The 21,980-nt window shown below is 69.7% G+C and carries 21 protein-coding genes; 18 read left to right on the plus strand and 3 right to left on the minus strand.

Annotated elements, in window-relative coordinates; genetic code table 11:
* The first annotated feature begins 110 nt into the window (after positions 1–110).
* From AB0L97_RS30320 to AB0L97_RS30350, 7 genes are all read left to right on the plus strand, one after another.
* Positions 111–2,264, plus strand: coding sequence for an acyl-CoA dehydrogenase (locus AB0L97_RS30320; protein WP_364436117.1), 2,154 nt, complete (start codon positions 111–113; stop codon positions 2,262–2,264).
* Positions 2,265–2,289: 25 nt separating this feature from the next.
* A complete protein-coding gene (locus tag AB0L97_RS30325; protein ID WP_364436120.1) occupies positions 2,290–3,354 on the plus strand; it encodes an acyl-CoA dehydrogenase family protein in 1,065 nt (354 codons plus the stop codon).
* Positions 3,339–4,499 carry an acyl-CoA dehydrogenase family protein gene (locus AB0L97_RS30330; RefSeq protein ID WP_364436122.1) on the plus strand — a complete coding sequence of 387 codons (1,161 nt, stop codon included), beginning with the start codon at positions 3,339–3,341 and terminating at the stop codon, positions 4,497–4,499. The genes AB0L97_RS30325 and AB0L97_RS30330 overlap by 16 nt, the downstream gene beginning before the upstream one ends.
* An 18-nt stretch (positions 4,500–4,517) precedes the next feature.
* Complete coding sequence (locus tag AB0L97_RS30335; protein ID WP_364436125.1) at positions 4,518–5,453, plus strand: OB-fold domain-containing protein; 936 nt, start codon at positions 4,518–4,520, stop codon at positions 5,451–5,453.
* On the plus strand, positions 5,450–5,854 hold the full coding sequence (locus AB0L97_RS30340; protein ID WP_355076756.1) for a MaoC family dehydratase: 405 nt from the start codon (positions 5,450–5,452) through the stop codon (positions 5,852–5,854). The genes AB0L97_RS30335 and AB0L97_RS30340 overlap by 4 nt, the downstream gene beginning before the upstream one ends.
* Positions 5,847–7,025: a lipid-transfer protein gene (locus AB0L97_RS30345; protein WP_355076758.1), complete on the plus strand. Its 1,179-nt coding sequence runs from the start codon at positions 5,847–5,849 to the stop codon at positions 7,023–7,025. Before AB0L97_RS30340 ends, AB0L97_RS30345 begins: the two co-directional genes overlap by 8 nt.
* Positions 7,026–7,120: 95 nt before the next feature.
* Positions 7,121–7,579 (plus strand): NUDIX domain-containing protein, encoded by a 459-nt coding sequence (locus AB0L97_RS30350; RefSeq protein ID WP_364436130.1) that lies wholly within the window; start codon positions 7,121–7,123, stop codon positions 7,577–7,579.
* Here AB0L97_RS30350 and AB0L97_RS30355 read toward each other — a convergent pair whose 3' ends face one another.
* A complete protein-coding gene (locus AB0L97_RS30355) occupies positions 7,580–8,152 on the minus strand; it encodes a TetR family transcriptional regulator (protein ID WP_364436133.1) in 573 nt (190 codons plus the stop codon).
* Between the two features lie 64 nt (positions 8,153–8,216).
* On the opposite strand from AB0L97_RS30355, the gene zapE reads away from it, so the two are divergent.
* The 9 genes from zapE (at position 8,217) to AB0L97_RS30400 (ending at position 16,539) form a co-directional block, all read left to right on the plus strand.
* Positions 8,217–9,227 carry a cell division protein ZapE gene (zapE, locus tag AB0L97_RS30360; RefSeq protein WP_364436136.1) on the plus strand — a complete coding sequence of 337 codons (1,011 nt, stop codon included), beginning with the start codon at positions 8,217–8,219 and terminating at the stop codon, positions 9,225–9,227.
* Between the two features lie 179 nt (positions 9,228–9,406).
* A complete protein-coding gene (locus AB0L97_RS30365) occupies positions 9,407–10,324 on the plus strand; it encodes a DUF4129 domain-containing protein (RefSeq protein WP_355076764.1) in 918 nt (305 codons plus the stop codon).
* A 34-nt stretch (positions 10,325–10,358) separates the two neighbouring features.
* On the plus strand, positions 10,359–10,847 hold the full coding sequence (locus tag AB0L97_RS30370) for a hypothetical protein (RefSeq protein WP_356963885.1): 489 nt from the start codon (positions 10,359–10,361) through the stop codon (positions 10,845–10,847).
* A gap of 29 nt (positions 10,848–10,876) precedes the next feature.
* Positions 10,877–11,839 carry a MoxR family ATPase gene (locus AB0L97_RS30375; protein ID WP_355076766.1) on the plus strand — a complete coding sequence of 321 codons (963 nt, stop codon included), beginning with the start codon at positions 10,877–10,879 and terminating at the stop codon, positions 11,837–11,839.
* A complete protein-coding gene (locus AB0L97_RS30380) occupies positions 11,836–13,110 on the plus strand; it encodes a DUF58 domain-containing protein (RefSeq protein ID WP_355076768.1) in 1,275 nt (424 codons plus the stop codon). The genes AB0L97_RS30375 and AB0L97_RS30380 overlap by 4 nt, the downstream gene beginning before the upstream one ends.
* Positions 13,107–13,568, plus strand: a complete 462-nt coding sequence (locus AB0L97_RS30385; protein WP_356963581.1) for a hypothetical protein — start codon at positions 13,107–13,109, stop codon at positions 13,566–13,568. Before AB0L97_RS30380 ends, AB0L97_RS30385 begins: the two co-directional genes overlap by 4 nt.
* 274 nt (positions 13,569–13,842) lie before the next feature.
* Positions 13,843–15,366 carry a helix-turn-helix domain-containing protein gene (locus AB0L97_RS30390; protein ID WP_364436143.1) on the plus strand — a complete coding sequence of 508 codons (1,524 nt, stop codon included), beginning with the start codon at positions 13,843–13,845 and terminating at the stop codon, positions 15,364–15,366.
* A gap of 122 nt (positions 15,367–15,488) precedes the next feature.
* On the plus strand, positions 15,489–16,058 hold the full coding sequence (locus AB0L97_RS30395) for a CBS domain-containing protein (RefSeq protein ID WP_364436193.1): 570 nt from the start codon (positions 15,489–15,491) through the stop codon (positions 16,056–16,058).
* 25 nt (positions 16,059–16,083) lie between these two features.
* Complete coding sequence (locus AB0L97_RS30400) at positions 16,084–16,539, plus strand: hypothetical protein (protein ID WP_364436146.1); 456 nt, start codon at positions 16,084–16,086, stop codon at positions 16,537–16,539.
* A gap of 148 nt (positions 16,540–16,687) precedes the next feature.
* Here the strand turns inward: AB0L97_RS30400 and AB0L97_RS30405 are convergent, their stop codons facing one another.
* A complete protein-coding gene (locus AB0L97_RS30405) occupies positions 16,688–17,554 on the minus strand; it encodes a MaoC/PaaZ C-terminal domain-containing protein (RefSeq protein WP_364436149.1) in 867 nt (288 codons plus the stop codon).
* A 196-nt stretch (positions 17,555–17,750) separates the two neighbouring features.
* Positions 17,751–19,460, minus strand: a complete 1,710-nt coding sequence (gene kstD, locus AB0L97_RS30410; protein WP_364436152.1) for a 3-oxosteroid 1-dehydrogenase — start codon at positions 19,458–19,460, stop codon at positions 17,751–17,753.
* Positions 19,461–19,565: 105 nt separating this feature from the next.
* Here kstD and AB0L97_RS30415 point away from each other — a divergent pair, with 105 nt between their 5' ends.
* Positions 19,566–21,191, plus strand: a complete 1,626-nt coding sequence (locus AB0L97_RS30415) for an FAD-binding protein (RefSeq protein WP_364436156.1) — start codon at positions 19,566–19,568, stop codon at positions 21,189–21,191.
* A gap of 1 nt (position 21,192) precedes the next feature.
* Complete coding sequence (locus tag AB0L97_RS30420; RefSeq protein ID WP_364436159.1) at positions 21,193–21,978, plus strand: 2-keto-4-pentenoate hydratase; 786 nt, start codon at positions 21,193–21,195, stop codon at positions 21,976–21,978.
* Positions 21,979–21,980: the final 2 nt, after the last annotated feature.

The following is a 21,980-nucleotide window of genomic DNA, read 5'->3' on the forward strand; positions in this document are numbered from 1 at the left end:
TCGTCGGCTGCGTGCGCGGTGCGGCCGCGGCGGTCTCTTGACTTCCGCCCGGCTAGGATATTAGAACATGTTCTAGGTGTGGGAGTCACGCCGGAAAGGCGGTATGGAGTGTGACCATCGCCACCACTGACGAGCATAAAGCCGTTCAGGAGTCGATGCGCGGATGGGCCGCTTCGGTCCGTCCGATTGCAACAATGCGGGCCGGCGCGGCCGACTTCTGGCGCGCCTACTGGCCCGCGCTGGCCGAGATCGGGATCTTCCGGGTCGCGGTGGCCGAGGACGCGGGAGGTGCGGGCGGGTCGGTCTCCGATCTGGCCGTGCTGGTGGAACAGGCGGCGCACGATCTCGTCGGCGGCCCGGTACTCACGACGGCTCTGGCCAATCTGCTCACCGCCGGACAGCTCGACGAGGACCTGCCGTGCGGTGTGGCGCTCGACTTCGTCGTCGGTTCGACGGTGAGCGTACCCGTCGCGAGCGACGGCGTGTTGCTCACGGGTACCTGGGATTCCGTCGTCGGCGCCGCCCCAGGCACCGCCGTGCTGCTGCCGATCGACCAACCGCAAGGACAGCGGTGGTGCCTGGTCGCGCCCGACGCCGAGGGCCTGCGGGTGGAAGCGCTCGCGCCGCTGGATCCGAGCACGCCGCTGGCGCGGGTGCACTGCGCCGACCTGCGCGTGCCCGCCGAACGCGTATTCGTCGCGCCGCACGCGGCAGGGGACCTGCTCGTCGCGCTGGTCACCGCCGAACTGTCCGGCCTCGCGGGCTGGTGCCTCGAGACCGCGGTCGAGTACGCGAAGGTGCGCGAGCAGTTCGGCCGCAAGATCGGTTCGTTCCAAGCGGTCAAGCACATCTGCGCCTGGATGCTGTGCCGCACCGAACTCATCCGCGCCGCCGCGGCCGACGTCGCGGCGGCCGTGGACGACGGCGGAGCCGAACTGCCGATCGCGGCCGCCATCGCGGCCGCCATCGCCTTGGACGCCGCGGTGGAGACGGCGAAGGACTGTATTCAGGTGCTCGGTGGCATCGGCTTCACCTGGGAGCACGACGCCCACCTGTATCTGCGCCGGGCCACGGCCTTGCGCCAACTGCTCGGCGGTTCGGCGCACTGGCGGGCGCGGGTCACCGAACTGACCCGCAGGGGCCTGCGGCGCACCACCGGGGCCGATCGGGTCTTCGCCGAGGAAGGCGTGGCCGCTGTGGACGGCGACAGCGCGCACGAACTCGCCGCCGAGGTCGCGCGGATCGCGGCGCTGCCCGCCGACCGGCAGCGTGCCGCGCTGGTGGACGCGGGCCTGGTCATGCCGCACTGGCCGCGGCCATACGGACGCGCCGCGGACCCGATGACCGGCCTGGTCATCTCCGAGGAGCTGCGCCGTGCCGGACTCACCGCGCCGGACCTGGCCATCGGCGGCTGGGCGATCCCCACACTGTTGCAGCACGGGACGCCGGAACAGATCGAGCGCTTCGCCTGGCCGACCTTGCGCGGCGAAGTGGTCTGGTGCCAGCTGTTCAGCGAACCAGAGGCGGGTTCCGACCTGGCGGCGTTGCGCACCACCGCGAAAAAGACCGACGGCGGCTGGGTGCTGCGCGGGCAAAAGGTGTGGACATCGCTGGGCGACAAGGCGAACTGGGCGATCTGCCTGGCGCGCACCGATCCCGACGCGCCCAAACACCGCGGCATCACGTACTTCTTGGTCGATATGCACAGCGCCGGGCTCGAGGTGCGCCCGCTGGTGCAGATCACCGGAGAGGCGCGTTTCAGCGAGGTTTTCCTCGACGACGTGTTCGTGCCGGACGATTGCGTGGTCGGCGCGCTGAACAACGGATGGAAGATCGCCCGTTCCACGCTGTCGACGGAGCGAGTCGCCATGGGTGGCAACGGCATCGGTCCGGTACTCGAAGAGCTGATCGCGAAATCGCCCGCCACCGGCCCCGGCGCGGAGCTGGTGAACGACCGGCTCGGTGGATTCGTGGCCGAGGCGATCGCGGGCCTGCTGCTCGAGCAACGCGCCGCGGTGAAGATGCTCGCGGGCGGTGACCCCGGCGCGCAGAGCAGCGTGCGCAAGCTGGTCGGCGTGCGCCACCGCCAAGCGGTAGCGGAATTCGCCGCGGAGGCGGCGGGCCCGCTCGGCGCGCAGGACTCCGAGGTGACCAAGGAGTTCCTGCTCACGCGTTGCCTGTCGATCGCGGGCGGGACCGAGCAGATCCTGCTCACCGTGGCCGCCGAGCGGATTCTGGGGCTGCCTCGTGACGCGGACAGCTAGCCCTACAGCCAATCGGGAGACAAGCGTGGACTTCACCAGGGACGAGGGCCAGGACGCGGTGGCCGAGGTCGTCGTGAGCTTGCTGGAGCGCGAACCGGCGCGCGACATGCGATTGTGGCCGAAGCTGGCCGACTCCGGTCTGCTCGTCGTCGCGTTGCCGGAACGGTTCGGCGGCGATGGGATGGGGCTGCTCGAGGTGTCGGCGCTGCTCACCGAACTGGCCACCGACGCGGTGGCGGTGCCGGCGCTGTCGACGCTGGGGTTGGGCGTGCTGCCGCTGGTGGCCTGCGCGCCGGAGCGCGTGCAGTCGCTCGTGCTGCCGGGGGTCGCCGAGGGCGCGGTGCTCACGGCGGCGCTGAGCGAACCGGGGGCGCCGTTCGTCCGCGAGCCGGAGACCACCGCCGTCGTCAGCGGCGACACGGTGCGCATCACCGGGCACAAGGTGGCGGTGCCGTACGCGGAGGAGGCGAGTTGGCTGCTGGTGCCGACCGACGCCGGTATCGCCGTGGTGGACGCGCAGGCCGTCGGCCTGACCCGCACGCCGACGCCGGTCTCCGGCGGCATTCCCGAGTACACGGTCGGGCTGGACCAGGTGCAGATTCCGGCCGACCAGCTGTGGCCGGTCGGTCTCGCCGATCTGCACCGGCTGGCGCTCGCCTCGATCGGATCGGTGGCCGACGGATTGCTCAAAGGCGCGATCACGCTCACCGCCGAGCATCTGCGCACCCGGCATCAGTTCGGCAGGCCGCTGGCCGAGTTCCAGGCGGTGGCCCAGCAGATCGCGGATCTGTACGTCGTCTCGCGGACCCTGCATGTGGCCGCGGTCTCGGCGAACTGGGCGCTGGCGCAGCCCGACGCGAGCCGGGAGCATCGCGAGCGCACCGACGACGACCTGGAGATCCTCGCCTACACCGTCGCCGCGGAACTTCCCGCGGCCATGCAGAAGTGCCATCACCTGCACGGCGGCCTCGGCGTGGACGTGACCCACCCGATGCATCGCTACTACTCACAAGCCAAGGACATCGCTCGCTGGCTCGGCGGCGCGTCGTTCCGGCTCGACCGATTGGGGGCGAGATGTTCATCGACCTGACCACCGAGCAACGCCGGCTGCGCGACGAATTGCGTGCCTACTTCGCCGATCTCGTGACTCCCGAGGAGGAGGCCGAGATGGCGGTGAACCGGCACGGTGACGCCTATCGCGCCGTGGTGCGCCGGATGGGCCGCGACGGCTGGCTCGGCGTCGGCTGGCCCAAGGAATACGGCGGCCAAGGCTTCGGGCCGGTCGAGCAGCAGATCTTCTTCAACGAGGCGGTCCGGGCCGACGTCCCGCTCCCGCTGGTGACGCTGCTGACCGTCGGACCGACTTTGCAGCAGTTCGGCACCGAGGAACAGAAGCGGCGGTTCTTGCCCGGAATCCTCTCCGGCGACGTCCATTTCGCGATCGGCTACTCCGAGCCGGACGCGGGCACCGACCTCGCCTCGCTGCGCACCTCGGCGGTGCGTGACGAGTCCGGGGACTGGATCGTCAACGGGCAGAAGATCTTCACCACGGGCGCGCACGAGGCCGACTTCGTCTGGCTGGCCTGCCGCACCGGCTCGACCGAGTCGCGCCACCGCGGCATCACGATCCTGATCGTGGACACCACCGACCCCGGCTACTCGTGGACGCCGATCATCACCTGCGACGGCGCTCACCACACCAACGCGACCTATTTCGACAACGTGCGCGTCCCGGCGAACATGCTGGTCGGCGAGGAGAACCGGGGCTGGAAGCTGATCACGACGCAGCTCAACCACGAGCGGGTGAGCCTGGGGCCGTCCGGCAAGATCGAGCAGCTCTACGACCGGGTGCGCGACTGGGCGCAACCGCGCGGCGTGCTCGCCGAACTCGACGTGCGCAGGGCGCTGGGCCGCATCCACGCCATGGTCCGGTTGAACGAACTGCTGAACTGGCAGGTCGCCGCGACTGTGGACGGCGACCAGGCGCAAGTGATCGCCGACGCGTCCGCGACCAAGGTCTACTCCACCGAATCGCTCCAGGAGGCGGGCAGGCTCGCCGAGGAGATCGTCGGCCGCTACGGCGACCCGGCCGACCCGGCCACCGGCGAGCTGCTGACCTGGCTGGACCGCAGGACCAAGCAGAACCTCGTGGTCACCTTCGGCGGTGGCGTCAACGAGGTGATGCGCGAACTGGTCGCCTCGTCCGGTCTGCGGTTGCCGCGAGTACCCCGATAACGAGTGAAGGAGCCGCGCGTGCCGGAAACCACTACTCCGGAAGCGATCGTTGCCGCAGCCGAGGCCATCAAGGCGGCGGGTGCGAGCGCGCCCCGTTTCGGGCGCGATCCGGTGAACCAGCCGATGATCAACAACTGGGTCGAGGCGCTCGGCGACGCCAATCCGATCTATGTCGACGAGGAGGCGGCGCGCGCGGCGGGACATCCAGGCATCGTCGCGCCGCCCGCCATGGCCCAGGTGTGGACCATGTTCGGGCTCAACGGTTCTCGCCCCGCAGACGACCCGATGGGGTCGGCTACGGAACTGCTCGACGCCGCGGGTTACACCTCCGTGGTCGCCACGGATTGTCAGCAGACCTACCACCGCTACCTCGCGGTCGGCGAACAGGTCTCGGTCACCAGTACGCTGTCGGACATCCGCGGCCCGAAGCGCACCGCGCTGGGTGAGGGATGGTTCGTCACCTTCCAGACCACCTGGCGGGTCGGCGACGAGGTGGTCGCCGAGATGCTGTTCCGGCTGCTGAAATTCGCTCCCGGCACCGCCGCGCCGAAAGCCGCGGAGGGCGCGCGGGTCAAGCCGCTGGTCTCCTGGGACACCGAATTCTTCTGGGAAGGAACGAAAGCGGGCGAGCTGCGCATCCAGCGGCTGCCGGACGGCTCGCTGCGGCATCCGCCCATTCCCGCCATCTGGCAGGACAAGTCGAAACCGACGGATTACGTCGTCGCCTCCGGGCGCGGCACCGTGTTCAGTTACGTCGTGCACCACGCGCCGAAGGTGCCGGGGCGGCAGTTGCCGTTCGTGGTGGCGCTGGTCGAACTGGAGGAAGGCGTGCGCATGCTCGGTGAACTGCGCGGCATCGACCCGGCCGAGGTGCGGATCGGTCTGCCGGTCGAGGTGGGCTTCGAGAAGCTCGACGACGAGGCGACACTGCCGGTCTGGCAGGTGGTCTCGTGAGCGCCGCCGTGCGCGTGGGCACGGTGCTGCCCGAGCTGGTGATCGGCGCCGACCCCACGTTCGTGATCAGCACCGCCCTGGCCACCAGGGACTTCCAGGACGTGCACCACGACAGGGACAAGGCCGTCGCCCGCGGCTCGAAGGACATCTTCGTCAACATCCTCACCGACACCGGCTTGGTGCAGCGTTTCGTCACCGACTGGGCGGGCCCGCGCGCCGTCGTCAAGTCGATCGCGCTGCGCCTCGGCGTGCCGCTGTACGCCGGGGACACGCTGACACTGACCGGCACGGTGACCGCGTTGGAGGGCGACGACATACACATCGACGTGGTCGGCAAGGACAGCCTCGGCGACCACATCACGGCTACGGCCGTCATCGCGTTGCGGAGGGCCGATGTCTGAGCAGAAGATTTCCGGCCGTGCGGCCATCGTCGGCATCGGCGCCACGGATTTCTCCAAGGACTCCGGACGCAGCGAACTGCGCCTGGCCGCCGAGGCGGTCACCGCCGCACTGGCCGACGCGGGCCTGACGCCCGCCGACGTGGACGGCCTGACCACGTTCACCATGGACACCAACACCCAGGCCGCTGTGGCCAGGGCGGTCGGCATTCCGCAGCTGAAGTTCTTCAGCCACATCGGCTACGGCGGCGGCGCGGCCTGCGCCACCATCCAGCAGGCCGCCATGGCGGTGGCCACCGGCGTCGCGGACGTCGTGGTGGCCTACCGCGCGTTCAACGAGCGGTCGGTGTCGCGGTTCGGGCAGTTCTCCACGGCGCTGGCCACCGCGCCCACCTCGTCGGGCATCGACGCGGGCTGGTCCTACCCGCAAGGGCTGGGCACCCCGGCCGCGCAGGTCGCGATGGTCGCCCGGCGCTATATGCACGTCTACGGGGCCACCAGCGAGGACTTCGGCCGCGTGGCCGTCGCCGACCGCAAGCATGCCGCGGTGAACCCCGCGGCCTTCTTCTACGGCAAGCCGATCACGCTGGCGGATCATCAGAATTCCCGCTGGATCGCCGAGCCGCTGCACCTGCTGGATTGCTGCCAGGAGTCCGACGGCGGCGTCGCGATCGTGGTCACCAGCGTCGAGCGGGCTCGCGACCTGCCGCAGCGGCCCGCCGTCATCGCCGCGGCCGCCCAGGGTTCCGGCGCCGACCAGTACGTGATGACCAGCTACTACCGCGACGCCATGACCGGCCTGCCGGAGATGGGCCTGGTCGGTGAGCAGCTGTGGGCGCAGAGCGGGTTGCGTCCGGAGGACATGCAGGCCGCCATCCTGTACGACCACTTCACCCCGTTCGTCCTCATGCAACTGGAGGAACTCGGGTTCTGCGGCCGGGGCGAGGCGAAGGAGTTCATCGCCGACGGCGCCATCGAGGTCGGCGGACGCCTGCCCCTCAACACGCACGGCGGCCAGCTCGGCGAGGCGTACATCCACGGCATGAACGGCATCGCCGAGGCGGTGCGCCAGATCCGCGGCGTCTCGGTCAACCCGGTCGCCGACCTGACCAACATCTTGGTCACCGCGGGCACCGGCGTGCCGACCTCCGGCCTCGTCCTCAGTGCGGACTGATCAGGTCGGCCGCGCCTGCCTGCTTCAGCACTCCGGCACCCGTCATGGTGGGTCCGGAGTGCTGACGGGTGTGCGAACCGCCGCCGGTGCGGGGGGTGGCGCGTAGCTTGGGGCAAGTGGTGGCCAGGCATTTGGTGGATGTGCATGTGTTGCTGCTGCGCGGCGCGGAATTATTGCTGAGCAGGCGGCGCAGCGCGGACGAGTTCGACGGGCTGTGGCACCTGCCCGCCGGAAAGCTCGAGGTGGGGGAGTCGGTGCTCGCCGCGGTGGTCCGCGAAGCGCACGAAGAGGTCGGCGTGGTGATCGATCCGGCGGATCTGCGGCACGTCCATTCCGCGCACGTCGTCGAGTCCGAACGGGAAGCCCGGGTCGGGTTGTTCTTCGAGACGCGCCGCTGGTCGGGCGAGCCGGTCAACCGCGAGCCGGACAAGTCCTACGAGCTGCGGTGGTTCTCGCTCGCGAACCTTCCGAAAACCCTCATTCCGTATCCGGCCGCCGGTATCCACGGCTACCTCACCGGCGTGACCTACAGCCAGCGGGGCTGGCCCAGCTGATCACACGCGCAAGTGCGCGGCGAGAACGCGGGCGAGCTGCTGGAGGCTCTCCGGCGTGTCCGGGCGCAGGGCGGTGCGATTGCCCGCGAAGCGGTCGAAGACGGCTCCCTCGATGACGGCGACGAAATCCGCGGCCCGGATATCCGGATCGGGCGCGCCCATGGCGCGGAACAGGTCGCGGGCGCGGTCGATGGAGAACAGGCTGCGCACCAGCCGGGGATGCAGGTCGGGATCGTCCAGCAGATCGATCAGCAGAGCGTGCCGTGCGATCAGGTGACCGCGCCGTTGCGCGAGTAGCCGGTCCAGCCAGGCCGCGATGGCTTCCGCGACCGGTTGCCGGTCGGCGGTCGGCGTCAACGCGGCAGCGGCGAAATCGTCGCGGGTGCGGGTGGTGATCCGCTCCACGATGGCCTCGATGAGGGCGCGTTTGGTGCGGAAGTAGTAGGAAGCCGAACCGGCGGGCAGGCCCAGTTCCGTGTCCAGCGCGCGGTGGGTGAGCGCGCGCAGGCCGCGTGCCGCGATCACTTCGATGGCCGTGTCGACGAGGAGCGCACGCCGGTCGCCTGTGGACATGATCACCCTTCCTGGCCGCCGCGCGGCCTCGTCCTCTACAAATGTAGAGGACTTTGGAGGTGCCGTGGAACTACGGTGGGATGCCGAGCAGGCGCGGGCGGCGGCGCGGTTGCGCGAGTTGGTCGATCGGCGCGGCAGGCCGAGCCGACGGAGCCGTGGCGTCTACCTCCACGGCAGGCCCGGGCGCGGCAAGACCATGCTCATGGACCGGTTCTTCGCCGAGGTGGCATCGGAACGCAAGCGGCGCTACCACTTTCACCAGTTCTTCGCGAGCCTGCACGCCGCGGCGCACGCGTCCGGCTCGATCGATGCCGCGGTGGACGCGCTGCTCGGCGACGCCCTGCTGGTCTGCTTCGACGAATTCCACGTCCACGACATCGGCGACGCGATGCTGTTCGCCCGGCTGCTCGACGCGCTGTTCGCCCGCCGCGTCGCGCTGGTGGTGACGTCGAACTATCCGCCCGCCGAGCTGCTGCCGAATCCGTTGTTCCACGACCGGTTCGTGCCGACGATCGAGCGAATTCTCGCGAACATGGACGTGGTCGCCGTCGACGGCGCGATCGACTATCGGACCCTCGGTGCCCGGGGCGCCGGTACCGGATTCGCGGCCGGGCGATACGTCGTGGCGCCCCGATGGCACATGACCGTGGAAGCGTTGTCGGCTTCGTCCTCCCGCAATAATGATGCGACACAACGGGAAATCGAATCGATCGTCGAGATATCCCTCGGTGCCAGAAGTTTGCGGGCGATTGCGACGGACGGAGGCGCACTCGTCATCGACTTCGCCGCATTGTGCGGGACCCCAACTTCCGCGGCGGATTATGTTGCGCTGGCACAACGTTTTCCGCGCTGGGAAATCCGGGATGTACCACCACTGCGCACAGTTCCGCCCGACTGGACGATGCGTTTCGTGAACGTCGTCGACGTGCTCTACGACGCCGATCGTGCACTCACCGTCATCGCGTCCGCAGCGCTCGGCGAGCTGGTGCGGGAGGTGCGGGAAGTGCCGGATATCTCACGTTTGACGAGTCGGCTTTGTGCATTGTCTCAATCCTCGGCCGAAATCGTCCGGTAGTCACCGTCGCGATGGCCGACCCGCCGCCTCCCCGCACAGTTGCGGTTTAGGAGGAAGGACTGCGAAGTATTCCATTCCATCCCGAGCGGACCGCCCGGCATGTAACTATGTGGCTGTTTTGTGGAGTACTCAGATTTGGTGGTAACGCAGTGGCCAGGGCGCGAGCGCCGATATCGCGCGTGATCGTGCTGATCACGCTGCTGGCTTTTGCCGCCATCGCATTGCACGGATACATCCCAGGAATCACGGAGAGCGAGTCGCGCAGGCAAGTCCCGTCCGCGTTGTCGGTCGCTCTGATGCCCGTGTTGCTGACCGTATCGATCGTCATCCTGCTGGCGGGCGTCATCGCCAGCCAGCACCGGTTGCCGCTGGCCATGCCGGAGCCCGAACGCGCGGACGAGCGCAAGCAGTGGCGGTTGGGGCGCGTGGGCCTGGCAGTGCTCGGTGCGCTCGCGCTGCTCGGCGTGCTGTTCGCGGCTGTGACGGCGATCTACTTCATCGGCGCGGGCAGGCCGAGTGAACCCGCGCGCCCGGCGACCCCCGCCACCACCACGGGCGCCGCGCCGGAGCAGGGGACCCCGCCGCCCGCCGAACGCGAGCCCAGGTCGGCGGAGTTGACCGGAACGGCGCTGGTGCTGGCCGGAATCGCGGCCGCGGGCCTGGTGACGGTGGCGATGAGCGGTTTGGTCGTGGTCGCGGTGTCGTCCCGGCGCAAGCCCGTCCCGGCGCAGGCGCCCGGGGTCGCGCCGACGCCCACCGTGGCCGACTCGCTGGCCCGCGCGGCCGAGCTGGGCTTGGCCGCGATGAACGCCCCGGGCCAGGACCCGCGCACCGCGATCATCGCCTGCTACGTCGCGATGGAGCGCGGCCTCGCCTCCGACCGCGCCGCCGCTCCGCTCGCCTCGGACACCCCGATGGAAGTGCTGGCCCGCGCGTTCGAACGCGGCGCGCTGCACGACGCGTCCGCCCGCGAACTGGTCGCCTTGTTCGAGGAGGCCAGGTTCAGCCCGCACGCCATGCTCGAATGGCAGCGCATGCGAGCCGAGCAACTGCTGCGCATCGTGCTCGCCGATCTGCAAGGGGAGGTGCCCGCGTGACCGGCCGGGTGGGAAAGGACATCGCGTGAATCGGATGGGGGTGGTGATCACCGGGGTGATCGTCATCGCGGTGATCGAGTTGGTCGCCGTCGAGCGCGCCCGCGGGCTGCTGCCGATTGTCGCGGGCATCCCGGTCGCGGTGGCGCTTGGCTGGCTGATCTGGTCGCTGCTCGAACGCGCCGAGGCCGGGGACGCCGACGAGTTCGACGACATGGAGAACGGCCCGGCCGAGATGTTGCAGCGCTGGCACGCCAGGGCGGAGATGCTCGCCGACCGGGCGGACGGCAGTCGTGCCGATTGGGACCGGCACCTGCGTCCTCTGCTGGCCAAGGAGTTCGAGCTGTCCAGCGGCCAGCGGGTGGCGAAGAACCGCAGAGCGGTCGAGGCGGCGGGTGTCCACCAGTTCGGGCCGGAACTGTGGCGCTGGGTGGACCCGGCCAATTCGGCCCTTCGTGATCAAGCCGGCAGGGCACCGGGACGTGCGGCGCTGGACGAGATCCTGAGCCGCCTGCAGAGAATGTGAAATGGGTTGAGGCAAGTGCGGGTACACACATGACCATGCCGATGGACATGACCATCCAGCGCAGCGAGGCCGTGCTCCGGGAGTTGTCCCGGGTCGTGGTCGGCAAGCAGGACGAGTTGCAGTTGATCATGATCGCGGTGCTGTCCGGTGGGCATGTGCTGATCGAGGACTTACCCGGTCTCGGCAAGACGCTCATCGCGAGATCGTTCGCGGCCGCGCTCGGGTTGCAGTTCACCCGGGTGCAGTTCACCCCGGACCTGCTGCCCGCGGATCTGCTCGGTTCGACGATCTACGACATGTCCTCGGGCCGGTTCACCTTCCGTCGCGGGCCGGTGTTCACCAACGTGCTGCTGGCCGACGAGGTGAACCGCACACCGCCGAAGACACAGGCCGCGCTGCTGGAGGCGATGGCCGAGGGACAGGTCAGCATCGACGGCGAGACGTTCCTGCTGCCGCAACCGTTCATCGTGCTGGCCACCGACAACCCGATCGAGTACGAGGGCACCTACCCGCTGCCGGAAGCGCAGCTCGACCGCTTCGCCATCCAGCTGCGGTTGGGCTACCTGTCCGAGCACGACGAGACGCAGATGATCCGCCGCAGACTGGAGCGCGGGGCGCAGGTGCCGCAGGTCAACCAGGTCGTCGACGCCAACGGTTTGCTGGAGATGCGGCAATCCGTCGAGTACGTGACCGTGCACCCCGACGTGGTGAGCTATGTCGTCGCGCTGGCGTCGGCGACCCGAGGGCACCCTCAGGTCGAGGTCGGCGCCAGCCCTCGCGCGGAACTGGACCTGGTGCAGATGTCCCGGGCGCGGGCTCTGCTGCTCGGCCGCGACTACGTGATTCCCGAAGACGTCAAGGCGCTGGCGATCCCGGCCATGGCGCACCGGATCACGCTGCGGCCGGAGATGTGGGTGCGCCGCATCCGCGGCGAGGACGTGATCACCGAACTGCTGCGCCGTCTGCCGGTACCGCGCGCCACCGTGACATGAGGCACCGCGACGCCAGTTCCGCGGTCGACGCCGAATTGCGGTGGCGACCCGCACCGCTGGTCTTCATGCTCGCGGGGTGCGCCGCCGCGGCCCTGGTGCTCGCGGTGGTCCTCGGCCGGTGGCAACTGCTCGTGTTCGCCGCGCCGCTGCTCGGCGTGCTGGCAACCGCGCCGTGGCAGCAGTCCTCGACCAGGATCCAGGTCGACGGCGGCGGCACGCTGCGCTGTTTCGAGACCGAGGAGGTGACGCTGACCGTCGCCGCCTTCGTGGAGAAAGGGCATGCGCTGCTGCGCTTGAAGCCGGAGCGTTCGGCCGGCTTGGAGATCCAGATCGAGGAGGCCGGCGATTCCGGAATCGCGCCCGCCGGGTTGCGGCTCGCGCTCTCGGCGGCCAGGTGGGGGCGCTACCCGATGTCGGTGCGGGTCTCGGCGCTGAGCCCCGCCGGGCTCGCCGTCGCCACCGCGGTGCTGCCCGCGGGGCAGCTGTTCGTGTACCCGATCACCGATCCGCAGCGAATGCGGTTGCCGCGCACCGAACTTCCCGAGCGGCTCGGCACCCACCTGACCCGCAGGCACGGTCCCGGCGTCGAGTACGCGGACATCCGCGCCTACGCCCCCGGCGACCAGTTGCGCATCGTGAACTGGCCGGTGAGCGCGCGGCGCGGGCGGCTGTACGTCACCGAGCGACTGACCAATCGTTCCGCGGATGTCGTTGTGCTGGTGGACACCTCGCAGCAAGCGCCGGGACCGGCGACCGATTCGCTGGAGCTGTCGGTGCGCGGCGCGGCGCAGGTGGTGCAGTCGACCTTGCAGGCGGGCGACCGGACCGCGGTGGTCTGCTTGGGCCAGGCGCCGCGCTGGCTGCGGCCGGACATCGGGCGGCGCCAGTTCTACCGCATCGTGGACACCGTGCTCGACGTGGGCGACGAACACATCCCGACCACCGGCACCCTCGCGCCGCACTCCGCCGTGCCGCTCGGCGCGATCGTGGTGGCCTTCTCCACCCTGCTGGACACACAGTTCGCGCTCGCGCTGATCGATCTGCGCAAGCGCGGGCACGTGGTGGTCGTGGTGGACGTCCTGCGCGGCACGCCGTTCCGTGAGGACCTCGACCCGATCCTGGCCAAGATGTGGCAGCTCGAGCGCGCGGCGATGTACCGGGACATGGGCACCGTCGGCGTTGACATCGTCGCGTGGCCGGAAGACGCGCGCCTGGACCAGATCATGCGGGTGCTGCCGGAGCACCGCAGGACCGTACGGGTGCGCCGATGACCAGATTCCTCGCCGTTCTCTCCGGGGTGCTGCTGGTGGCGTCGGTGGCGCTGCTGGAGCCGTGGATCGGCATTCCCGCCCTGGTCTTCGTCGCGCTCGGCTGGTGGCTGCGGCCGCTGGCGGTCTGCGCGGTGCTGCTCGCGCTCGCCGTGCTCGCGGTCGCCGACGCGGGTGTGCTCGCTTCCGCGGCGACGGGTCTGGTGGCCACGACCTATCTGCTCAACGCCGCCACGGTGACCGCGCCGCACGGCGTGGTGCCGACCACGATCCCGTCCGTGACCGGTGCGGTCGGCTTCACGGCGGTCGCCGTCGTCGCCGCTCTCGTCCCGCTGCGCTTGGCTTGGGCGCCGCTGGCCGCGCCGGTGCTCGTGCTGCTTTTGTACGCGCTGGTGATCCAGGGCGCCGCGGCCCGGCGCGGGCGCGGCGATCGCGAACTTCCGGCGACGGGCGAAGCCTGACGCGGAGGCGACAGCCCTCGGCGCCGAGACCGTGCCGGTATGAACCGCGAAAGCCACACGGTCGTGCGCGTACCGTTCGGTGGTGCGAGGGCGGTCCCGACGGACGAGGTCCCCCGCTGAGGCTCCGCAGGCGTGATCGAGGGAGATGGACAACCGCGGGAGGTCTTATGACGTTCGCCGAGTTCGATCGAATGACCGCCACGTCCACGACCTTGTGGGGGCCGCGTCGGTCGCCTGGGCGCGCAGCGCTGTCGGCTCGGCTTCGGAGCGGCTCGTGGTGACATTGGACCGGTTGGCGAACGTGCTGAGTGGCTACGGAATCCGCTTGCGGTTGGGTTCGGTGCCCCGGTCCACCCGATTGCGCAGCGTGGTGATCCACGCGGCCGATCAGGGGCCCGTGGAAGCGGGTGACGTGCTGCTGGGGATAGGGGCACGCTCGCTGTCGGAGGTGGTGGAATGGGCGGTCTCGGCGGGTGCTGTCGTCGCAGTCTTTCGTGAGGGTGCGGAGACCGAGCACGAGCCGGATATCGATGGCGTGGCGGTGCTGGTGGTCGATCCCGCGGTGGCCTGGAGCGAGCTTGCCGCGGTTGTTTACGGATTGGTGCTGGAAGGACGCGAGACCGAGGCCGGTCGCGGCCCGACCGATTTGTTCGCCTTGGCCGACAGCGTGGCCGACGCTGTCGGGGGCGCGGTGACGATCGAGGACCGGCGGTCTCGGGTGCTGGCGTATTCGAAGCCGAAGCAGCACCTCGATCCCGCCCGCGTCGAGACGATCCTCGGTAGGGAGATGCCGCCGTGGTTGCGGGCCCTGTTCGACGCGCGCGGTGTCTTCGCGCATTTGGCCGCCTCGGATGAGCCGTTGTTCGTCGCCGCGGACGCCGAACGCGGTGTGACGGGGCGGATGGTCGTGGCCGTGCGGGTGGGCAGGCAACTGCTGGGGTCGATATGGGTGTCGTGCCCGGCGCCGTTACGCGGGGCCCGGCGCACGGCCTTGGCCGATGGTGCGCGCACGGTGGCCTTGCACCTGTTGCGGTCGCGAGCCAGCGCGGACCTGGAGCGTCAGGTGGAAGCCGATCTGGTCATTCGTCTACTGGAGGGTGCGGCGGACGCGGCGACGGTGGCCAGCAGACTGGGGCTGGCGCCGGAGAACTTGCGGGTGATCGCGCTGCGGGATCGAGACGCGCACGAGCGGCACGCCGCGCTGCTGTTGATCTTCGAGCGAGCGACGACCGGATTCGGCTGGTCCCGTTCGACCCGCAGCGCCTTGGTCGGCGACACCGTCTACACCGTGCTCCCCGCTGATTCCGCTGCGGCGGCACGCCGCTGGGTCGGTGAGTTACAGGGCGCGCTGCCCGTGGGGATGACATTGACGGCCGGCGTCAGCGGTCTCGCACGGGCCACGGAATTGGCGTCGGCGCGCCGAGAAGCCGACGAGTGCCTGGCGCTGCACGAGGCCCGGCCCGCGGCGGCCGAGCCTCCCGCCTACGACGAGTCGTGGGACGAGATCCTGCTACAGCGATTGCGCACCGCAGGACTTTCCGGACGCACCCCGGCGCGGGGACCGGTGTCGGAATTACGGCGCCACGACCGCGCGCACTCCACCCAGTACGTGGCTACGCTGCGCGCCTGGTTGCAGGCGCAGGGCGACTCGGCCCAGGCGGGCGCGCAGCTCGGCGTGCACGAGAACACCGTCCGCAACCGGCTGCGCAAGATGGCGGAGGTGACCGATCTCGGCTTGGACGATCCGCGCAAACGTCTCGCCATGATGATCGAACTCGCCGTCGCCGACACCGACTGACCCGGCCCGCTGTGCCGTCGCCACAACTCTCCGCCCTCCGATTGTCCGATCAGCGCAATCGATCGCCTCCCCGCCACGCCACCATGGGGTTGAGCCGGAAAGGAGGTATCGGAGTGAGGAACATGCAGGTACGTGAGGTGATGCGGAGGCCGGTCACCACCGTTCGGCGCGAGGATACGGCGCGCGATGCGGCGCTGATGCTCGCCGAACTGCGGTACGCGGCGCTGCCCGTGCTCGACGGGGACGACCGCCTCATCGGAATGCTCACCAGCGGTGACCTCTTGCGGTCCGGAGAACTCGACGACGCTGTCGGCGCGGTGATGACCACGCCGGCGGTCGCCCTGCCCCAGACCGCGGCACTGGCCGAGGGTATGAGCAGGCTGGTGACGCACGGACTACGCAGTCTGCCGGTCGTCGACGCCGAGGACCGCGTGGTCGGCATGTTCAGCCGCGGCGACGCGCTGCGGCTCATGCTCACCCCGGACGACGCGCTCGCGGCCGATGCGCAGCGCCTGCTCGATCAATACCGCGGCGCGCGGCGCTGGCAGGTCACCGTCGACGACGGCGACGCCACCGTCTACGGCCGGTTCGCCGACGAATCCGAACGACGCATCGCCGTCGCCTTGACCCGCACCGTGCCCGGCATCCGCACCGCGAGCATCGCGCTCACACCCGCCGCGGCCGAGCATTGACCACCAACCAGCCCTGGAGTCGACGATGACCCACGCACACCCCGTTTCACGCGCAAGCCTCAGCGAACAGCTACCCGTGCTGCGCGCCGCCCTGTTGCAGCAACGCCGCTTCCGCCTGCAACAGCTGGCCGAACTCGAAGCCGTAATCGCCCGCGCAGGTGAACCCGCCGACCCGGCTGACGCGGCCAGACGCGAGGTCGACAGCAAACTGGCCGCGGCAGCACGGCAAGCGCTGGCGGACATCGAGGCAGCTCTCATGCTCATCTCCACCGGACGTTACGGCCGCTGCCGCCGCTGTGACGCCGAGATCTCGGTTCGCCTGCTGCGCACCATTCCCACTACCCAGTGGTGCTTGCGGTGCCGTCGGCATCTCCCTTCCGCCGACGGATCCCGCGTGATACGCGGACAGCGGCCGGGCCAACCCTCCCCAGCGCCGCGACGCGACCTGCCGACGAAACGTGGGACGCTCGCGTGCCGTTGACCGCCGATGCTCTTCGTCCGGCATCCGCACCGGCGCGGGGCGGGAGTCGTCCGCACTGGCGCCCTCAGGCGCCACGTCCGCCATTCGTGCGAGTGCTGTCGGACGCGCACCTGCCTGTGCCGCTCGGGTGAAGCTGTGTAGTGATTCCTCAGGCGGGCCGGAATCGCAGTTCGACATCCCCAAGGACCGGCGCGTCGTCGCGTTCGACCACGGTTGCGGCGATGACGAGTCGGTCGTCCTCGCGCCAGATCCGGGTGCGGATCGTCTCGCCCGGGTAGAGCACCCCGGCGAACCGGGCGCGGAAACCGGTGACGCGGCTCGTGTCGGAGTCGAGCACGATGTCGGTCGCGGTCTTGCAGACGATGCCGTAGGTGCACAACCCGTGCAGGATGGGCGCGGGGAATCCGGCGGCGCGGGCGAATTCGGGGTCGGAGTGCAGCGGGTTGCGGTCGCCGGACATCCGGTAGAGCAGCGCCTGCTGCGGCAGCGTCGGGGTGGTGACGTCGAAATCCGGGGCGCGATCGGGCAGTTCGGTCTTGGTGCTCGGTCCGCGCTCGCCGCCGAAGCCGCCCTCGCCCTTGGCGAAGATCGAGGAGCGCTCGGTCCACAGCGGCGCTCCGTCGGAGCCGGTGACGGTGTGCTCCTGCACGATGACCGCGGCCGAGCCCTTGTCCCAGATCTCGGCGATCCGGCTGACCTTGGTCGCCTTGCCCGCGGCCGGGATCGGCCGGTGCACCTCGACCTCCTGGTGACCGTGCACCACCTTCGCCAGATCGATCTCGACGCCGGGGAAGCTCACCCTGGGTGGCTCGGTCTCGTGCACGGTGGCCGCGACGGTGGCGAAGGTCGGCAGCACCTGGGGTTCCCGATCGTCGAGGTAGCGCAACTCGGCAGGCTCGGTCCAGCGCGTGCCGGCGCCGAGGCCCAGTTGGTAGAGCTGCACGTCCGACGGGGTCCAGGCGAACTCCCGGCTCGGCAGCTCCGCGCCGAGCGCGATCTTCGGGTCGATGGGCATCAGTTCTCCTTGTGCATGAATGTGGATCGATCCGGATCTACCGCGCCGCGCCCGAGGCCGCGCCGGAAATAGCTGCGCCTTCGGTTCGATCCTGCTCGGCGCGAACGCGGCTCGCCAGTGCGCCGTCCGGTCGGTGGGATGGGCGAGTCGCGGTATGGCTCGTGCTCGGCGCCCCAGTTGTAGCCGAGGGCGACCGTCAGGCCTCTGCCGCGGTGACTGCGGGCTGCTCCTTCTTGCGCTTGACGATGTCCAGCACCGCGAGGTAGCCGAAGGCGATCGCGGGACCGATGGTGGCGCCGGGCCCGGCATAGGTGTGGCCCATCACCGGTGTGGAGCAGTTGCCGGAGGCGTACAGCCCCTCGATGACGCTGCCGTCCTCGCGCAGCACCCGCCCGGCGGTGTCGGCCACCAGTCCGCCCTTGGTGCCCAGATCGCCCGGCACGATCTTGGCGGCGTAGTACGGGCCCTCCACCAGCGCGGCCAGGCACGGGTTGGGCCGCACGGTCGGATCGCCGTAGTACCGGTCGTAATGGCTGTCGCCGCGGCCGAAGTCCTCGTCCTTCCCGGTCTCGGCGAAGCCGTTGAAGCGGGTGACGGTAGCGGCCAACTCGTCGGCGGGCACGTCGATCTTACCTGCCAATTCCTCGATGCTGTCGGCCTTGACGATGAAGTCGTTTTCCATCCACCGGGACGGAAAACGCTGACCGGGCTGTAGCCCGGCGAAGATGTAGCGGTTCCGGTAGCGCTGGTCGAACACCAGCCACGCGGGGATGTTCTCGCCCGGCCCCTCGCCCTGCCCGTACTCGCCGCCGTACATGGTGTGCACCGCCTCGACGTAAGGAGCGGACTCATTTCCGAATCGCTTGCCGTCGGCGTTCACCATGATGCTGCCGGGCAGGTTCCGTTCGGCCAGCGCGAACCACGGTTTGCCGCCCTTGAAGATGGTCGGCCCCCACCAGGCGTCCTCCATGAAACCGATGGCCGCGCCCGCCGCCATGCCCGCTTGGATGCCGTCGCCGGTATTGGCGGCCGCGCCGGTGGTCCACTCGGTGGTGATGGGCTGGCGCTGGTATTTGGTGCGCATTTCCGCGTTGTGCTCGAAACCGCCGCTGCCCAGGACGACGCCGTAGCGGGCGGTGAAGGTGACCGGCTCGCCCTCGTGCAGCGCGTTGACGCCGGTGACGACGCCGTCGGTCACCACGAGGTCGGTCATCGGGGTGTTCAGCAACAGCGGCACGTTCGCGTCCATGAGCCCCTTGCGCATGCCCGCGATAATGGCCTGCCCCATGCCGACGATGTGTTTGCGGGTGAACTTGGCCCAGTAGGTGCGCGCGCCGACGCGCATCGCCCGGAGCATGCCCTTCGGATGCCGCCGAATCAGATTGAGCCGGACGAAATCGGCCTGCATGACCACCACGTTCAGCGGAGCCTTCGCGTACGGCGGCTCCAGGTTGAACCGCTCGTCGCCGAGGATCTTCGTGTCGAACGGCTTGGGCTCGCACGAGCGCCCCTCGGGCCGCCCGCCCGGCGCTTCGGGATGGTAGTCGGAGTAGCCGGGCACCCACGTCATCTTCAGGGGCGAGTGATCGAGCACGAAGTCCAGCGCTTCGGCCCCGCGATCGATGAAGGTGTCGACCCGTTCGGAGGGGACGACGTCGCCGATGATGCTGTGCAGGTAGGTCCGTGCGTCCTCGCGGTCGTCGGGCCGACCGGACGCGCGCAGCGCCTTGTTGCCCGGGATCCACACGCCGCCGCCGGAGCGCGCGGTCGACCCGCCGTAGTGCGCGGCCTTCTCGATGACCACCACGCTCAGGCCGTTGTGGGCCGCGGTGAGGGCGGCGGTCATGCCGGCGGCGCCGCTGCCGACCACCACCACGTCGTATTCCCGATCAGTCATGTAGAACACGTTATAGAATGGACGCGCCATTGGTCTATGTTGTGTGGCAGAAGACTTGCTCGACGTTCCGTTTGTCGAGGAAACTTGTTTCAGTTTCAGACCGGAGTTAAGAACATGGGCCTCGAATGGGACCTGGCCACCGACGTTGTCGTGGTCGGATACGGCGCCGCGGGGGCGGCGGCCGCGCTGGAAGCGACCGAGGCGGGCGCGCAGGTGCTCGTGCTCGAACGCTTCGCCGGAGGCGGGACGTCGGCGCTGTCGGGCGGCATCATCTACGCGGGCGGCGGCACCTCCGTGCAACGGGAGGCCGGGGTGGAGGACACCCCGGAGGCCATGTACGCCTACCTCGAGCGCGAGGTCGGCGACGCGGTCGCCCCCGAGACGTTGCGCCGGTTCGTCGACGAGAGCCCGGAACTGATCGAGTGGCTGAAGGCGCACGGCGTTCCGTTCGAAGCCTCGCTGTGCCCGTACAAGACTTCCTACCCCAACGACCGCTACTACCTGTACTACTCCGGCAGCGAGATCTCCGGCGCGTTCCGCGACATCCCGCCCGCCCAGCGCGGACATCGGGTGAAGGGAAGGGGCACTTCGGGAAAGAAGCTCACCGGCCCGCTCGCCGCCGCCGCGTCCAGGGCGGGCGTGCGCGTGGAGACCCTCACCCGGGTGACCCGACTGATCACCGACGGCGCGGGCGCGGTGATCGGCGTCGAGTGCCGCACCCTGCGCGACGCGCCCGGCCGGGTCCGCGACCGTTACACCCGCATGGCGAAGGTCGCGGCAAAGCCCGGCATCTACTACCCGCCGCTGCGACGGGCACTGGAACAGCGGCTGGACCTGCTGGAACGCCGGTACGGCAGCACGATCCGGGTCCTCGCGCGGCGCGCAGTGGTGCTCAGCGCGGGCGGGTTCATCGCCAATCGCGAGTTGGTGCGGCAGTACGCGCCCGCCTTCCACGGCGGTCTCGCCCTCGGCACCACCGCCGACGACGGCAGCGGCATCCTGATGGCCGAGCAGGTCGGCGCGGCCGTGGATCACATGGACAACGTCTCCGCATGGCGATTCCTGCTCCCGCCCAGCGCGTTCACCGCGGCGCTGCTGGTGGACGCCGATGGCAGGCGGGTGATCGATGAGACGCGCTACGGCGCCGCGGTCGGCAACAAGCTGATCACCGAGCACGGCGGCAAGGGGTGGCTGCTGGCCGACACCCCACTCATGCGCACCGCGATCGGGCAGATCGGCAAGCAAGGAGCCTGGTTCCAGCGCGGGCAGTTCGAGACCATGCGTCGCACCGCGATTCGCGGCGCCACGCTGGAGGAAGCCGCGGCGAAGGCGGGCATCGACCCGGCCGGGTTGCGCGCGACGGTCGACGCGCACAACACCGCGATCGAGACCGGCGCCCCCGATCCGGTCGGGAAACCCGCCGAGTTCACCGAACCGGTCCGTACCGGCCCCTTCTGGTTGTTGGATGTGGGCATCAAACCGAGCCTGACCAACCCGTGCCCCATGCTCACCCTCGGCGGCGTCGTCGTGGACGAGCGCACCGGCGCGGTCAAGACGACCGAGGGCGCCGACATCCCGGGGCTCTTCGCGGCCGGGCGCACCGCGGTCGGCGTCTGCTCCAAGTCCTATGTCAGCGGGCTGTCGCTGGCCGACTGCGTCTTCTCCGGCCGCAGGGCGGGGCGGTCGGCCGCGGGCGAGCAGGTCTCGGCGCTGGAAAACGCAACAGTGGAAGGAAATTAGCGTGCTGTCCGACGCGGTACGAACCGAACTGGCCGACGAACTCGAGCGCGCCGAGCGCGACCGGGTGGCGATCGATCCGCTGATCGCCCGCCACCCCGACATCGACGTGGTCGACGCCTACGAGATCCAGCTGATCAACATCCGCCGCAGGCTCGACGCGGGCGCGCGCGTGGTCGGGCACAAGGTGGGCCTGTCCTCGAAGGCCATGCAGCAGATGATGGGCGTGGACGAGCCCGACTACGGGCATCTGCTCGCGGAAATGGAAGTCTACGAGGACGTTCCGGTGGAAGCGGGCCGGTATCTGTTCCCCCGGGTCGAGGTGGAGGTCGGGTTCGTGCTCGGCGCCGACCTGCCCGGCGCGGAGTGCACCGAAGAGGACGTGCTCGCCGCCACGGTCGCCTTCGCGCCCGCGATCGAGTTGATCGACTCGCGGATCAAGGACTGGAACATCGGCCTGGCCGACACCATCTCCGACAACGCGTCTTCGGCGGGCTTCGTACTCGGCGCGCAGCGTGTCGCGCCGAAGGACATCGACATCAAGGTCATCGACGCGGTGCTCACCCGCAACGGCGAGGTGGTCGCCGAGGGCCGCAGCGACGCGGTCCTGGGTGATCCGGTGATCGCGGTGGCCTGGCTGGCGCGCAAGGTCGCGAGCTTCGGTGTCCGGTTGAAGGCAGGTGACATCGTGCTGCCCGGCTCGTGCACCCGCGCCATCGACGCCCGTCCGGGCGATGACTTCCACGCCGAGTTCGCCGGACTCGGCTCTGTCCGTTTGCAATTCACCTAGGG

The organism is Nocardia sp. NPDC051911, assembly GCF_040681035.1.
GTDB classification, from domain to species: Bacteria; Actinomycetota; Actinomycetes; order Mycobacteriales; family Mycobacteriaceae; genus Nocardia; species Nocardia sichangensis.